Source organism: Paraburkholderia sp., assembly GCF_004298475.1.
GTDB lineage: Bacteria > Pseudomonadota > Gammaproteobacteria > Burkholderiales > Burkholderiaceae > Paraburkholderia > Paraburkholderia denitrificans.
In genome coordinates, this window is sequence record NZ_SCRP01000017.1 from 32,326 (window position 1) to 46,659 (window position 14,334).

At 66.6% G+C, this 14,334-nt stretch carries 11 protein-coding genes; 10 read left to right on the forward strand and 1 reads right to left on the reverse strand.

Annotated features, from left to right (window positions below; translation table 11 throughout):
* Positions 1-384: 384 nt before the first annotated feature.
* Positions 385-1,989, forward strand: coding sequence for a YadA-like family protein (locus EPN59_RS09825; RefSeq protein ID WP_293040657.1), 1,605 nt, complete (start codon positions 385-387; stop codon positions 1,987-1,989).
* A gap of 58 nt (positions 1,990-2,047) precedes the next feature.
* On the opposite strand, the gene EPN59_RS09830 is transcribed toward EPN59_RS09825, so the two are convergent.
* Entirely contained in the window at positions 2,048-3,154 is a 1,107-nt protein-coding gene (locus EPN59_RS09830) for an NAD(P)/FAD-dependent oxidoreductase (protein ID WP_293040611.1), read from the reverse strand.
* Positions 3,155-3,631: 477 nt separating this feature from the next.
* On the opposite strand from EPN59_RS09830, the gene EPN59_RS09835 reads away from it, so the two are divergent.
* From EPN59_RS09835 to EPN59_RS09875, 9 genes are all read left to right on the forward strand, one after another.
* On the forward strand, positions 3,632-4,144 hold the full coding sequence (locus EPN59_RS09835; protein WP_293040614.1) for a hypothetical protein: 513 nt from the start codon (positions 3,632-3,634) through the stop codon (positions 4,142-4,144).
* 31 nt (positions 4,145-4,175) lie between these two features.
* Positions 4,176-4,973, forward strand: a complete 798-nt coding sequence (locus tag EPN59_RS09840; protein ID WP_293040616.1) for an endonuclease/exonuclease/phosphatase family protein — start codon at positions 4,176-4,178, stop codon at positions 4,971-4,973.
* 171 nt (positions 4,974-5,144) lie between these two features.
* Positions 5,145-5,789 (forward strand): LysE family transporter, encoded by a 645-nt coding sequence (locus EPN59_RS09845; protein WP_293040619.1) that lies wholly within the window; start codon positions 5,145-5,147, stop codon positions 5,787-5,789.
* A 626-nt stretch (positions 5,790-6,415) separates the two neighbouring features.
* Complete coding sequence (locus EPN59_RS09850) at positions 6,416-7,186, forward strand: ferredoxin--NADP reductase (protein ID WP_293040621.1); 771 nt, start codon at positions 6,416-6,418, stop codon at positions 7,184-7,186.
* 429 nt (positions 7,187-7,615) lie between these two features.
* The gene (locus EPN59_RS09855; protein ID WP_293040623.1) at positions 7,616-8,506 is read left to right on the forward strand and encodes an ATP-binding protein; all 891 of its coding nucleotides are present in this window, start codon (positions 7,616-7,618) and stop codon (positions 8,504-8,506) included.
* Positions 8,503-9,159, forward strand: coding sequence for a response regulator transcription factor RqpR (rqpR, locus tag EPN59_RS09860; RefSeq protein WP_293040626.1), 657 nt, complete (start codon positions 8,503-8,505; stop codon positions 9,157-9,159). Before EPN59_RS09855 ends, rqpR begins: the two co-directional genes overlap by 4 nt.
* A 330-nt stretch (positions 9,160-9,489) precedes the next feature.
* Complete coding sequence (locus EPN59_RS09865; RefSeq protein ID WP_293040629.1) at positions 9,490-10,914, forward strand: amino acid permease; 1,425 nt, start codon at positions 9,490-9,492, stop codon at positions 10,912-10,914.
* A gap of 504 nt (positions 10,915-11,418) precedes the next feature.
* Positions 11,419-11,916: a (2Fe-2S)-binding protein gene (locus EPN59_RS09870; protein WP_293040632.1), complete on the forward strand. Its 498-nt coding sequence runs from the start codon at positions 11,419-11,421 to the stop codon at positions 11,914-11,916.
* A gap of 13 nt (positions 11,917-11,929) precedes the next feature.
* Positions 11,930-14,329, forward strand: a complete 2,400-nt coding sequence (locus tag EPN59_RS09875) for a xanthine dehydrogenase family protein molybdopterin-binding subunit (RefSeq protein WP_293040634.1) — start codon at positions 11,930-11,932, stop codon at positions 14,327-14,329.
* Positions 14,330-14,334: the final 5 nt, after the last annotated feature.

Below are 14,334 nucleotides of genomic sequence, written 5' to 3' on the forward strand. Positions count from 1 at the left end.
CTCTCGACGGCCAATAGCTCGATCGGCGTACTGACTTCCAGCTTGAGCTCGACCGGTAGTTCCCTCGCGACGCTGTCGACGTCAACTTTGAACAGCCTCTCGACGGCCAACAGCTCGATCGGCGTGCTGACTTCCAGCTTGAGCTCGACCGGTAGTTCCCTCACTGCGCTATCGACGTCGACTTCGAACAGCCTCTCGACAGCCAACAGCTCGATCGGCGTACTGACTTCCAGCTTGAGCTCGACCGGTAGTTCCCTCGCTGCGCTATCGACGTCGACTTTCAACAGCCTCTCGACGGCCAACAGCTCGATCGGTGTGCTGACTTCCAGCTTGAGTTCGACCGATAGTTCCCTCGCGGTGCTGTCCACCTCGACCGCGACCGGCATGTTTTCGCTGTCCACGGGCATCCGCGATACCAAAGACCTGATCCTGTCGCTGTCCCTGTCGACCACGAACGCAATCAACGATGCGCAGACGCGCTATCACAGCGTGAACGACAACGGCACGCCGCAGGACAACCACGACGGCAGCGGTGCAACCGGCATCCACTCCCTCGCGGTAGGCGTCAAAGCCAAAGCGGCAGGCACGAGCAGTGTCGCGGTCGGCGATGGCTCGAATGCCCAGTCGGACGGTGCGGTTGCCATCGGCCAGAACGCATCGGCGTCCGGCGGCCAGGCCGTATCGCTCGGCTCCGGCAACACGGCAAGCGGCAACGGCGCGGTCGCAATCGGCGACCCGAACGTCGCGACCGGTACCGGCGCCGTGGCGATCGGCGCGGACAGCACGGCAACCGGCACCGGCGCACTGGCGCTCGGCAACGCGAACCAGGCCACCCAGGACTACACGATCGCGCTCGGCAACCAGGCCGTCGCAAGCGCCATCGGCGCACAGGCCTACGGCTCGGGCGCCAACGCCACGGCGACCGACGCGCTCGCCTTCGGCACGAACGCGCAGGCCAACGTCGCGAACTCGATTGCGATGGGCGCAAATTCGACCACGGGCAACGCAGTCGCAGTGCCGACCATCACGATCGGCAACGCTTCGTATGCGGTCGCCGGCATCGCGCCGGTGGGCGTCTTCAGCGTCGGCGCAGCAGGGCTGGAACGCCAGATCACGAACGTTGCAGCCGGCCGTGTCTCGGGCACCAGCACGGACGCGATCAACGGCAGCCAGCTCAACGCGACGAACCAGGCTCTCAACAGCCTGTCGACATCGCTTGCGTCGAACATGTCGTCGCTGTCGACGAGTCTGGGCGACACGAAGAGCGACGTCTCCTCGCTGTCGACCGGCCTGAGCTCGGCGAACAACAACTTCGACTCGCTGTCGACAACGACCTCGGCTGGCCTCGACTCGCTGTCCACCGGCCTCGGCACGACGAACAGCAACGTGGCCTCGCTGTCGACGGGCGTGGCGAACATCAACAACACGCTGAACTCGCTGTCGACGATCATCAACAACACGACGGTCGTCAACGCCAACGGCATCGCGGCCGACATGAACGGCACGACCAACGACAAGCCGACCGTCACGGCGGGCTCGAACTCGGTGGCGCTCGGCGCCAACTCCAACGACGGCGGCCGCTCGAATGTGGTGTCCGTCGGCAGTGCAGACCAGCAGCGCCAGATCGTCAACGTCGCGGACGGCACGGAGGCGACGGACGCCGTCAACGTCCGCCAGCTCACGGCAGCAACCGAAACGGCGAACCGGTACACCGACCAGCGGCTGGATTCCATGCAGGAAGGCGTGAATCACCTCGCGCGTACCGCGTACTCCGGCATTGCAATCGCCGGTGCGCTCGCGGGGATGCCACAGGTCGATCCGGGCAAGGTCGCATCGGCCAGTGTCGGCTTCGGCAACTACGGCGGCTATACGGCCGTTGCAATCGGCGGCAGCGTGCGAATTGCCCAGAACACCGTGGTCAAACTGGGCTTGGGCACGGTCAATGGCTCGCGCCTGATGGTCAACGGCGGCCTCGGGCATTCGTGGTAAGCACTTCGAGCTAAACCACACGCAACACACCCCGCGAGCTGGGCCTCGCGGGGTCCGCTCAGCGCGCGTCGGCCAGTTCGCACACGCGCTGGGCAATCGCCAGCGACGCCGTCAGCCCCGGCGATTCGATCCCGAACAGGTTCACGAGCCCGTGCACGCCGTGCGCGGCGGCGCCCTGGATCATGAAATCGGCGGCGGCTTCGCCCGGGCCCGAGAGCTTCGGCCGGATGCCGGCGTAAGCCGGTTGCAGCGCGCCGTCGGGCAAGGCGGGCCAGTAGTGGCGGATTTGCGCGTAGAACGTATTGGCGCGTTGCGGATTGACGTTGTAGTCGATGGCATCGATCCACTCGACGTCTGGGCCGAAGCGCGCCTGGCCACCCATGTCGAGCGTGAGATGAACGCCCAGCCCGGCCTCGTTCGGCATCGGATAGATGAGGCGCGAAAACGGCACGCGCCCCGTTACGCCGAAGTAGTTGCCGCGCGCGAGATAGAGCGGCGGGATGTGGCGCGCGTCGAGGCCACGGATGCGCCGCGCCACGGCGGTCGCCTGCAGGCCGGCGCTGTTGATGACACAGGCCGCGCGCACTTCGGCCGGCGACTCGCCGCCAACCCGGACGACGAAGCCATTCGGCGCCACATCGATCGACTCGACCGGCGACTGGAGCGCGATCACCGCGCCGTCGCGTTCGGCGTCGCCCTGTAACGCAAGCATGAGCTGATGGCTGTCGACGATGCCGGTTTGCGGCGAATAGACGGCCGCGATGCATTCGAGCGCCGGTTCGAGCGCGAGCGCCTCGCTGCCGCTGATGCGCGTGAGATCGAACACGCCGTTTTCCTTGCCGCGCGCCAGAATCGCTTCAAGCTGCGGGATCTGGTTGGTCGCCGTGGCGACGAGCAGCTTGCCGCAGCGCGCGTGTTCGACGTGGCGCGCCGCGCAGTACGCGTAGAGCATCTCGCGGCCACGCACGCAGAGCGTGGCTTTCAGCGAGCCGCGCGGGTAGTAGAGCCCGGCGTGAATGACCTCGCTGTTGCGCGAACTGGTGCCGGTGCCGATGGCGCTGGCGGCTTCCAGCACGATCACCTCGCGCCCGCGCGCCGCGAGCGCGCGCGCCACCGCCAGCCCGACGACGCCTGCGCCGATCACTACACAGTCGATCTGATCCATGTCTCCACATCCGTCCCTGCGGCGCGGGCCGGGACTTCGGCCTGACGTCCGCGATCTGCTGAGTCCGGGTGACGGCGCGAGCCGCGCCGCCGCGATGCAGAAAATTGTACGCCGTGCCGCGGTGCAGCATCCGCAATGCCGTGCGGCTGTCCGGCGGGCAATGCGCGGCAACGCATGGACGCGTTAGCGCCTACGCCAGGCGGGTCAGCGGATGGCCGCGTCACCGTTGCATATAACGCAACAACGAGCAACATCGCGCCCCGAATCCATCCAATCAAGATGCATTCGTTGCCACTGCAACATCAATGGGCGCAAATGTCGCGGTTGAACCTCCGGCGCACATCCCCATCTCATATTGAACTGCGACGGTCCGGCATTTGCGAACCGGGTATAGGATCGAATGTCACGACCATCCTGCCACGCAGCCAGGGTCACGCCGTCGCCGCCCGGACGGCGCGCGTGCACGGAGTCAACGATATGACGTTGTGGAAACACTGCCTCACCACCACGCTGTTCGCCGCAGCCGCCAGTACGGCCGCCTTGAGCGCGCATGCGCAGGATGCGGCGCAGCTCGTCGTGAAATGGACGCTGCAGGTGTTGCAGGACGGCCAGCCGGTCGATGCGTTCGAGGGCACGACCACGGTCGGCCAGGCGCGCACGGACACCCACCATCATGTCGTCACCCACAACGTCGGCTGCAAGGATCACCCGGACGCCAGCATCGACCTCCAGCGCACGCTGACCGTCTCCCCGCTGCAGGCGAATGCGAGCGAGACGATTCTCGCGATCGACGCCCAGGAAACGCTCGAATCCGCCCACCCGTCGCAAACGCCCGAAGGCTGCGCGCTGCCGCCGCAGCCGCGCCGGGTTGCCGCCAGCCATCCGGGGCTGCGCGTGCCGGCGGGCGAAACGGTGAACTGGCAGATCGTCGACCAGAATCCAGCGCTTGCGTACCGGATCAGCGCAAGCCTCGCGCCGCCGCCGCTCTGAGCCCCCCGGCGCATCACAGAACTACCCTCGTATGAGAAATCCCGAAGAACCGCTGATAGACACTACACACAACCTCGATTTCGTCGCGGTGAGCTGGAACCTGCACAAGGGCCGCTCACCGCTCGGCTTCGAGGCCTGGCACGCCATGCGGCGCTGGGTGCAGTCCACCCACGCCGATGCCTGGTTCCTTCAGGAAGCCATGGCGCGGCGGCTGCCGCAGCCCGTGCTCGCTTCCACGTTCGGCGCGCCGCTCGGCGATCCGCTCGAAGACGTCTGGCATTGCCAGGCCACCGAGATCGCCCGCTCGCTCGAACTCCAGATCGCACTGGGCACCAACGTGTTCAAGCCGTCCTGGCGGCACGGCAACGCCATTCTTTCGCCGCATCCGCTCGATCTCGGCGGACGTTGGGACATCTCCGCGCACCGGTTCGAGCGGCGCGGGCTGCTCGTGGCGCGGGCGAGCGTCGGCTCACGCTCGGTCACGCTGCTGTGCGCGCACCTTGCGCTCACGCGCAGCGCACGCCTGCGGCAAATGAACTGGATCGCGCACTGGATCGCGAAAGAAGCGCCGCAAGGACCGCTCGTGCTCGCGGGCGACTTCAACGACTGGCGCAACGACTCGGTGCCGATCTTCGCCGAACACGGCATGCACGAAGTGGCGACGCTGCTCGGCGAACCCGCGCGCACGTTCCCCGCGTTTTCACCGACGCTCGCGCTCGACAAGATGTTCGTGCGCGGCCTGCAGCCCGTCGAGCTGATCCGGCCCGCGCAGGAAACCGCGTGGCTTTCCGATCACCTGCCGTATATGGCGCGGCTGCGCCTGGAATGACGCGATCCATGACGCCAGCCGATGCCGCTGGCGTCGCTCGACGCTGGCGTTTTACACGTGTCTCACCCCGCGTCTCGTCCCGCATTTCGCCACGCATTTCGCCCCGCAGTTTGCTCGCCTCGCGCTAACATGACGCGTTGCGCGCCGCGCGTCCTGCTGTCCGTCCGAGTCATGCACTACATCACCACGCTGCTCCAGATCGCCGCAGTCTATTCGCTCGCGCTGATCAGCCCCGGCCCGAACTTCTTCATGGTCACGCAACTGTCGCTTGCCGGACGGCGCGGACTCGGCGTCGCATCGGCGTTCGGCGTGGGCGTGGGCTCCTCCCTCTGGGCCGCGCTCGCGATGCTCGGCTTCGCCACCGTGCTGCAGCGCATCGACTGGGTCTACAACGGCGTGCGCGTGGCAGGCGCGCTGTATCTCGTCTGGTTCGGCTTCAAGCTGTTGCGCTCGGGCGTGCGGCGCAGCGCCGCACCCGAGGTCAAAACCGTCGCCGAGCCGCTGCCGCCCGCCGGACGCCGCGAGTACTTCCGCACCTGGCGCGCCGGGCTCTTCACCTGCCTCACGAACCCGAAGTCGTGCGTGTTCTGGACGAGCGTGTTCGCCGCGATGTTTCCCTCGCACCCGCCGCTGTGGTTCTACGGCGTGGCGCTTGCGACCGTGGCGGCGATGTCGTTCGGCTGGCATTGCAGCATCGCGTTCCTGTTCGCCGACGACCGCACGCAGCGCGGCTACCGCCGCGTGCGCCGCCCGATCGATGCGTTCTGCGGCGCGGCGCTCGTCGGCCTCGGCCTGAAGCTCGCGGCCGACCGCTAGACGCCTCGCGCAAGCCGGGTAAGCGGCGCCTCATGCCGTCCTCCGGCGATCCCGCTTCGACCCAACTTCAATCCGCCTGCGACTGGAAGCCGCACCGTACCTGTTCTGTCGAAAGGGGCAATATGGTGCGGTCCGACAGGGCTTCCGGTATCATCTTGCCGAACATTCGCTTGCGTGCGCTCTTTGCGAGACACCCCACCCGGGCCATCCCGACCGGGCGCCGCAGGTGGCGCCCCGGCTGGCGGCACACAGTCCGCTCCCGCGGGATCCGGCCCAAAACCGGCCGATGCGCCGCCACCATGTCCATGCCTGCCTTGCCCGTTACGTTCGCGTGCGGGCGCCGGCGTCCCGCCGCGCACAACGTGGATCAGCCGCCGGAGTACCACCGGCGTTGTGACATGAAGCGCGAGCCATTCCTCCCTCCAGCGCATCGCCGTCGAGACGATGCGGTCACGGTAAAATGGCGGTTTGCGCTTCGTTCGCAACGGGGTTGACCGGCGAGCGCCGGCATCGTCGCGCCGCGCCGCCGTAAGCGATCGGCAGCCCGCGGGTTGGCCAGAATTGGCCAGGAATGAGCCAAGACCTGGCCGGGGTCTGACGGCCCTTGTTTCGCATCTTCAGGAACCATGAGCAAAATCACCACCGAAACCGTTCTGAGCGTCCACCACTGGACCGATACGCTTTTCAGCTTCACCTGCACGCGCGACCCCGCCCTGCGTTTCGAGAACGGCCAGTTCACCATGGTCGGCCTCGAAGTGGACGGCAAGCCGCTGATGCGCGCCTACTCGATGGCGAGCGCCAACTACGAAGAACATCTGGAATTCCTGAGCATCAAGGTGCAGGACGGCCCGCTCACGTCGCGTCTCCAGCATCTGAAGGTCGGCGACAAGGTGCTGATCGGCAAGAAGCCCACCGGCACGCTGATGGCCGACAACCTGCTGCCGGGCAAGGTGCTGTGGCTGCTCTCGACGGGCACGGGCCTCGCGCCGTTCATGTCGGTCATCAAGGACCCGGACGTCTATGACCGCTACGAAAAGGTCGTCCTCACGCACACCTGCCGTTTCGTCGACGAACTCGCGTACAAGGAGTTCATCAGCGAAGAACTGCGCAACCACGAGTATCTCGGCGACATCGTCCGCGAAAAGCTGATCTACTTCCCGACCGTCACGCGCGAAACCTTCGCCAACCGCGGCCGCATCACCGACCTCATCGAGTCGAAAAAGCTGTTCGAAGACCTCGATCTGCCGTCGTTTACCCCCGAACGCGACCGCATCATGCTCTGCGGCAGCCCGCACATGCTGCGCGACACGCGCGAACTGCTCGAGGGGCTCGGCTTCAAGGAAGGCAGCAACAACGAACCGGGCCACTACGTGATCGAAAAGGCATTCGTCGGCTAAGCCGCGCGCCTTATTGACCCGCTGTTCAGCAGCAACGAAAACCGGAGCGTCGCGCTCCGGTTTTTTTTCGTCCGCGTATTGGCCACACTTCACGCGGCGTTCCTACAACAGCGCCCCAGTGACGCAGTTACAAATGTCACAAAATGTCGCTACCTTCAATGTCAGCATTTTTCTGACATTAGATTTGTGACAAAACCTCACTTAATTTCTCAACTATTGACCGCTAAAGCACATCCAGACTGCTGATTTATTTTTTTTTTACGATACCATCGCGACCCAGCATCAGCCTTCCGGGACACCAAAAGGGTTAGATCAGACCGTTACAGGATGTAAATATCGTTACGCTGCGCCGTACTGTTATCCGTCACCGGGACTCCGACCACCCCGGCTGCCGACGGTGTGACGGGCCGGTTTCAGAACGGGGGATAAATGGACACGTCGAAGATCGTTGCGGTCGCTACGTGCGCTCAGGGCGAGGAGACGCCACGCCGCGCTGCTGCGCGCGCGCGCGCAGCGCATGGCGCCGACGCGCCCAGCCAGGTCGCCCGTGTGCGGCGCCCCAGCCCCATCGTCACCGTGGCCACCGTCGCCCCCATCGCGACGGCTCAAGCGGCCCGCATCGACGCCGACGAAACCGCGCGCCGGCGTCTCGCGCGCGAGCTGCACGATAGCGTGGGCGCGGAACTCGCCGCCACGCACTTCGCCCTTGCCAACGTCAACGCCTCGCTGCCCGCCGACGCGTCGCCGCAGTGCGCCGAAGCGCTCGCGCTGGTCGCGCGCTCGTTGAACGCGGCGGCCGAAGCGGTGCGCCACGTGCTCGACGGACTCAGCGCGCCACAGCTCGACGCGGGCCTCGTTGCGGCGCTCGACGAATGGACGCGCTGCTTCGGCGCGCGAACCGGTCTTGCGATAATTTTCGTCTGCGAGGCCGATGAACGCCTCGCCCGCCTCTGCCCCGACGCGACGCTCGCCGTCTTCCGCGTGGCGCAGGAAGCGCTCGCCAACGTCGCGCGCCACGCCTGCGCGGCGCGCGTCGATGTGCGGCTCGCATGCACGGCGCGCCATCTCACGCTCACCATCGCCGACGACGGCATCGGCCTGCCGCGCGGCGCCAGCCGGACGGGCACGGGCGCGCGTCGCAACCGCTACGGCCTCGCCGGCATGCGCGAGCGTTGCGCCGCCTTCGGCGGCACGCTGCGCGCCGGCACGCGCGGCGCGCTCGCCGGAACGGTCGTGCGCGCGCGCTTCGCCTGGGACGCGCTCTTTGCCGCCCCGGCCTCCCCTCTCGCCACGCCCGCCGTGAAAGGCGCTCATTCATGACCCATCGCATCCTGCTCGTCGATGACCACGCGATCGTCCGCCAGGGCGTGCGCCAGTTGCTGCTGGATCGCGGCGTCGCGAGCGAAGTCATCGAAGCCCAGACGGGCGCCGAAGCGCTCGCGGCCATGGGCAAGCACATGTGCGACGTGGTGCTGCTCGACATCTCGCTGCCCGACATGAACGGCGTCGAGGTGCTCCGGCGCGCCAAGCGCAAGGCGCCGCGCCTGCCGGTGCTGATGTTCTCGATGTATCGCGAGGATCAATACGCGGTGCGCGCGCTGAAGGCGGGCGCGGCGGGTTACCTCTCGAAAACCGTGGATGCCGCGCAGATGATCACGGCCATCCAGCAGGTCGCGGCCGGGCGCAAATACGTGAGCCCGGCGATGGCCCAGGCGCTCGCCGACTACGTGCTCGTCGAAGAAGAGCAACTGCCGCACGAAAAGCTCTCGGACCGCGAATACCAGACGCTGTGCATGCTCGCCACGGGCCAGCGCCTCACCGATATCGCGCGCGTGCTCTCGCTCTCGGTGAAGACGGTGAGCGTCTACCGCACCCGTCTGCTCGAAAAGATGAAGCTCACCAACAACGCCGAGCTGACGTTCTACGTGATGAGCAACCGGCTCGTCGATCTCGCTCCCGCGCCGGGCAACTAAGCCAACCAGGCCAACCCGGGCAGCCAGGCCTCGGGCGGGACGCAAGGGCATTCGCGGCGGGTGCGACGCCAGGAGGCGGGCTTCCCGCCATCACCCCGCAATCGGGGAATGGATCGCGCCGATCCCCGCCGCACAGGCAAGAATCGCGCGCCGTCACGCCCGTTTGCGGCAAAAAAGCACGCACCCGGATCGACTTCGCAACCGGTTCTCGCCAGGGCGGCAGGCGATATCCGTTAAAATCGAAAGTTTTCCCGATTTATACGGCGCGCGGCCACTGAGCATTCCGAACCAGCCCTGTTCCCCGCGCACGAACCTGGAGTTCCCCGCCAAATGTCCCTCTTTCGCAAGAAGAACGTCGAGCACATGTTGAAGGCGAGCGCCGAGAGCGCCGGTCTCAAGAAAGCACTCGGCGCCCTGGACCTCACGTTTCTCGGCATCGGCGCAATCATCGGCACCGGCATTTTCGTGCTGACCGGCACCGGCGCCGTGCAGGCCGGCCCGGCGCTGATGATCGCGTTCCTCATTGCCGCCGTGGCCTGCTGTTTCGCCGCGCTCGCCTATGCCGAATTCGCCTCGACCATTCCCGTCGCGGGCTCGATCTACACCTACTCGTATGCCACGCTCGGCGAGCTGGCCGCGTGGGTGATCGGCTGGGACCTGATGCTCGAATACGGGCTCGCCACCTCGGCGGTGTCGGTCGGCTGGTCGGGTTATCTGCAGTCGCTGCTCGCGGGCTTCGGCATCAGCCTGCCCGCCGCGATTTCGGCCGCGCCGGGCGCGTTGCCGGGCGTCACCACGTTCTTCAACCTGCCCGCGTTCCTCGTGATGATGGCGATCACGGCGCTCCTCTCCTTCGGCGTGCGCGAATCCACCCGCATCAACAACATCATGGTCGCCATCAAGGTGACGGTCGTGCTGCTCGTGATCGCCGTCGGCGCGTTCCACGTCACGCCCGCCAACTGGCATCCGTTCATGCCCAACGGCTGGAACGGCGTGTTCGGCGCGGCAGCCGTGATGTTCTTCGCGTTCATCGGCTTCGATTCGGTGTCGTCCGCAGCGGAAGAAGTGAAAAATCCGAAGCGCGACCTGCCGATCGGCATCATCGCGTCGCTCGCGGTGTGCGCGGTGCTCTACGTCGCCGTCGCCGCAGTGGTCACCGGCATCGTGCCGTCCGCGCAGTTCGCGAACATCGCGCACCCGGTTTCGTTCGCGCTCCAGATGGCGAACGAAAAGTGGGTCGCAGGCTTCATCGACCTCGGCGCCGTGCTCGGCATGCTGACCGTGATCCTCGTGATGAGCTACGGCCAGACCCGCGTCATCTTCGCGATGTCGCGTGACGGACTGCTGCCCGCCGCGCTCTCGCGCCTGCATCCGCGCTTCGCGACGCCGTTCCTCACGACCTGGCTCGTCGGCCTGTTCTTCGGCCTGATCGGCGCGCTCGTGCCGCTCAACGTGCTCGCCGAACTCATCAACATCGGCACGCTCGCGGCGTTCTCGATGGTGTCGATCGCCGTGCTCATCCTGCGCAAGACGCACCCGCATCTGCCGCGCGCGTTCCGCTGCCCCGGCGTGCCGGTCGTGCCGGTCCTCGCGGTCGCCTCGTGCCTGTTCCTGATGGTGAACCTTCAACCGATTACCTGGATCGCGTTCGTCGTCTGGCTCGTGATCGGCATGTTCATTTACTTCGGCTACTCGCGCCGCCATTCGCGCCTCGCGCATGCACCGCACGAAGCGCAGCCGCACGACGTGCACTAAAAAGCCGCGCTTTCAGGCACGCTCCCAGGCACACTTCAGCGCACACCAAACAACGCGCTGAACGCAGCGAACGAGCGGGCGCACAAAGCTCGCGCAAAACACGCTGCGTCGCACAAACGGCCCGTCCCATCAGTTGGAACGGGCCGTTTTTCATCTGCCCGACCGTAAAAACCCCGTGCAGCGCAAACGGGCGATTTGTGCTTTACTGTCCCGAGCAACACCCCCTGGCATCACTGAAAAGCTAAGCACCAGCCGGACCCTCGCCCCCACTCCATCCAGGCTGCGCACCTCGCGCGGCAGCCGTGCGTTTCACACGCGACGGATGGCAGTCCAGCAGACGGCAATTCGGGGCAACTCGGCGTACGCGGGCCCAGGCCGGTCTCTTTCCCATAACGTTGCATGGGACCAGTGCAAGACGCGTCGTTGGAACAAGCGTCGGAACAAGCGCCGGAACAGGTGCATGCTCCGGCCGGCACGCGTGCCCTGGTCGACAGGAGACAGTCTATGGCGATCAGTATCCGCCTCACGGTCAACGGCGAGCCCGTGACCGCCGAAGTCGAACCTCACACACTTCTGGTCCAGTTCCTGCGCGAGCAGCTACGCCTCACGGGCACGCACGTCGGCTGCGACACCGCGCAGTGCGGCGCCTGCACCGTCCATCTGAACGGCCGCGCGATCAAGTCGTGCAACCGGCTCGCCGTCCAGTGCGACGGCATGGACGTCACCACGATCGAAGGGCTGGCGAAGAACGGCGAACTGCATCCGATGCAGGCCGCGTTCCGCGAATGCCACGGCCTGCAGTGCGGCTTCTGCACGCCCGGCATGGTCATGAGCGCGACCGCGCTGGCGGCGGCTCACCCGGATCTCACCGAGGCCGACGTGCGCGCGAACCTCGAAGGCAACCTGTGCCGCTGCACGGGTTATCACAACATCGTGAAGGCCGTGGTCGCGGGCGCAGCAGGCATGCGCGCAGGCGCGCCGGCCGCCGCGACGGCAGCCTGACCGGGAGGCCGCCATGAACGCACCCGAACCCAGGCGCATGATCGGCGCGGCGGTAAAGCGCAAGGAAGACTATCGCTTCCTCACCGGTGCCGGTCAGTACACCGACGACGTCGTCCTTCCGGCTCAAACCTGGGCCGTATTCGTGCGCTCGCCGTACGCGCACGCGCGCATCAAGCGCATCGATACCGCCGCGGCGAAAGCCTCGCCCGGCGTCGTCGCCGTCTTCACCGGCGCCGACATGGCCGCCGAAAACGTGGGCGGCCTGCCGTGCGGCTGGCTGATCCACAGCATCGACGGCACGCCGATGCACGAGCCGCCGCATCCCGTGATCGCACACAGGAAGGCCTGCCACGTGGGCGACCAGGTGGCGCTCGTCATCGCCGAATCGCTGAAAGAGGCAAAAGACGCCGCCGAACGCGTCGAAGTCGATTACGAGGAATTGCCCGCCGTCGCCGATACGGCGCACGCCGCCGACGCGGGCCAGCCGCTCGTCCACGACGACGTGCCCAACAACACCTGCTACACGTGGGGCCACGGCGACAAGGCCGCAACCGACGCCGCCTTCGCCCAGGCCGCGCACGTCACGACGCTCGACATCGTGAACAACCGGCTCGTGCCGAACGCGATCGAGCCGCGCGCCGTGAACGCGAGCTACTCGCTGCACGACGACAGCTACACGGTCTACGTCGCGAACCAGAACCCGCACGTCGAGCGCCTGCTGATGGCCGCGTTCGTGCTTTCGCTGCCCGAAACGAAGCTGCGCATCGTCGCGCCGGATGTGGGCGGCGGCTTCGGCTCGAAGATCTTCCTCTACGCGGAAGACGTGGCGCTCACGTGGGCCTCGAAGAAGATCCGCCGCCCGGTGAAGTGGACGGCCGAGCGCAGCGAGTCGTTCGTCTCCGACGCGCACGGCCGCGACCACGTGACGAAAGCCGAACTCGCGATGGACAAGGACGGCACCTTCCTCGCGATGCGCGTGCACACGATTGCGAACATGGGTGCGTATCTCTCGACGTTCGCCTCCGCCGTGCCGACGATCCTCTACGCCACGCTGCTCGCAGGCCAGTACAAGACGCCTGCGATCTACGCCGAGGTGAAGGCCGTGTTCACGAACACGGTGCCCGTCGATGCCTATCGCGGCGCGGGCCGCCCCGAGGCGACCTACGTCGTCGAGCGGATCGTGGAAACGGCGGCGCGCGAGATGAATATCGACCCGGCCGAAATCCGCCGCCGCAACTTCATCACGTCGTTCCCGTACGCGACGCCGGTCGGCCTCACCTACGACATCGGCGACTACGAGGCGTGCCTGTCGCGCGCGCTCGAACTCGCCGACGTGAAAGGCTTTGCCGCACGCCGCGACGCCTCAAAGGCGCGCGGCAAGCTGCGCGGCCTCGGGCACTCGTGCTACATCGAGGCGTGCGGCCTCGCGCCGTCGAACATCGCGGGCGCGCTCGGCGCGCGCGCGGGGCTCTTCGAAGCGGGCGAAGTGCGCGTGAACCCGACCGGCTCGGTCACGGTATTCACCGGCTCGCACAGTCACGGCCAGGGCCATGAGACGACCTTCGCGCAGGTGGTGTCCGACCGCCTCGGCGTGCCGATCGAGCAGATCGAGATCGTGCACGGCGACACGGGCCGCGTGCCGTTCGGCATGGGCACGTACGGCTCGCGCTCGATTGCCGTGGGCGGCTCGGCGATCATGAAGGCGCTCGACAAGATCGAGTCGAAGGCGAAGAAGATCGCGGCGCATCTGCTCGAAGCAGGCGTGGAGGACATCGAGTTCGCCAACGGCGTGTTCCGCGTCGCGGGCACCGACCGCACCAAAGCGTTCGCCGAAATCGCGCTCGCGGCCTACGTGCCGCACAACTATCCGCTCGAAACGCTCGAACCGGGCCTCGACGAAAGCGCGTTCTACGACCCGACCAACTTCACCTACCCGTCGGGCGCGTACGTGTGCGAAGTGGAAGTCGATCCCGATACGGGCGAGACACGCGTCGAGCGCTTCAGCGCCGTCGACGACTTCGGCAACGTCATCAATCCGATGATCGTCGAGGGGCAGGTGCACGGCGGCATCGGCCAGGGCATCGGCCAGGCGTTGCTCGAACGCTGCGTCTACGACGCCGAAAGCGGCCAGTTGCTCTCCGGCTCGTACATGGACTACGCGATGCCGCGCGCCTCGGATCTGCCGAACTTCGACGTCGAGACTACGAAGGGCACGCCATGCACGCACAATCCGCTCGGCGTAAAGGGCTGCGGCGAGGCGGGCGCAATCGGCTCGCCGCCCGCGGTCATCAACGCGGTCCTCGACGCGCTCGCGCCGCTCGGTGTGAAAGACCTGCAGATGCCGGCTTCGCCGCATCGCGTGTGGTCGGCGATTCAGGCAGCTCAGACATCCAACCCGTCGTCACACCCTTGAGCGGA

Excerpts from the sequence above, each read along its gene's own strand:
- EPN59_RS09850 (WP_293040621.1), top strand. The coding sequence starts at position 6,416 with ATGAGCAAAATCACCACCGAAACCGTTCTGAGCGTCCACCACTGGACC.
- EPN59_RS09830 (WP_293040611.1), bottom strand. The coding sequence starts at position 3,154 with ATGGATCAGATCGACTGTGTAGTGATCGGCGCAGGCGTCGTCGGGCTG.
- EPN59_RS09875 (WP_293040634.1), top strand. The coding sequence starts at position 11,930 with ATGAACGCACCCGAACCCAGGCGCATGATCGGCGCGGCGGTAAAGCGC.
- EPN59_RS09825 (WP_293040657.1), top strand. The coding sequence starts at position 385 with ATGTTTTCGCTGTCCACGGGCATCCGCGATACCAAAGACCTGATCCTG.
- EPN59_RS09865 (WP_293040629.1), top strand. The coding sequence starts at position 9,490 with ATGTCCCTCTTTCGCAAGAAGAACGTCGAGCACATGTTGAAGGCGAGC.
- rqpR (WP_293040626.1), top strand. The coding sequence starts at position 8,503 with ATGACCCATCGCATCCTGCTCGTCGATGACCACGCGATCGTCCGCCAG.
- EPN59_RS09840 (WP_293040616.1), top strand. The coding sequence starts at position 4,176 with ATGAGAAATCCCGAAGAACCGCTGATAGACACTACACACAACCTCGAT.
- EPN59_RS09870 (WP_293040632.1), top strand. The coding sequence starts at position 11,419 with ATGGCGATCAGTATCCGCCTCACGGTCAACGGCGAGCCCGTGACCGCC.
- EPN59_RS09845 (WP_293040619.1), top strand. The coding sequence starts at position 5,145 with ATGCACTACATCACCACGCTGCTCCAGATCGCCGCAGTCTATTCGCTC.
- EPN59_RS09855 (WP_293040623.1), top strand. The coding sequence starts at position 7,616 with ATGGACACGTCGAAGATCGTTGCGGTCGCTACGTGCGCTCAGGGCGAG.
- EPN59_RS09835 (WP_293040614.1), top strand. The coding sequence starts at position 3,632 with ATGACGTTGTGGAAACACTGCCTCACCACCACGCTGTTCGCCGCAGCC.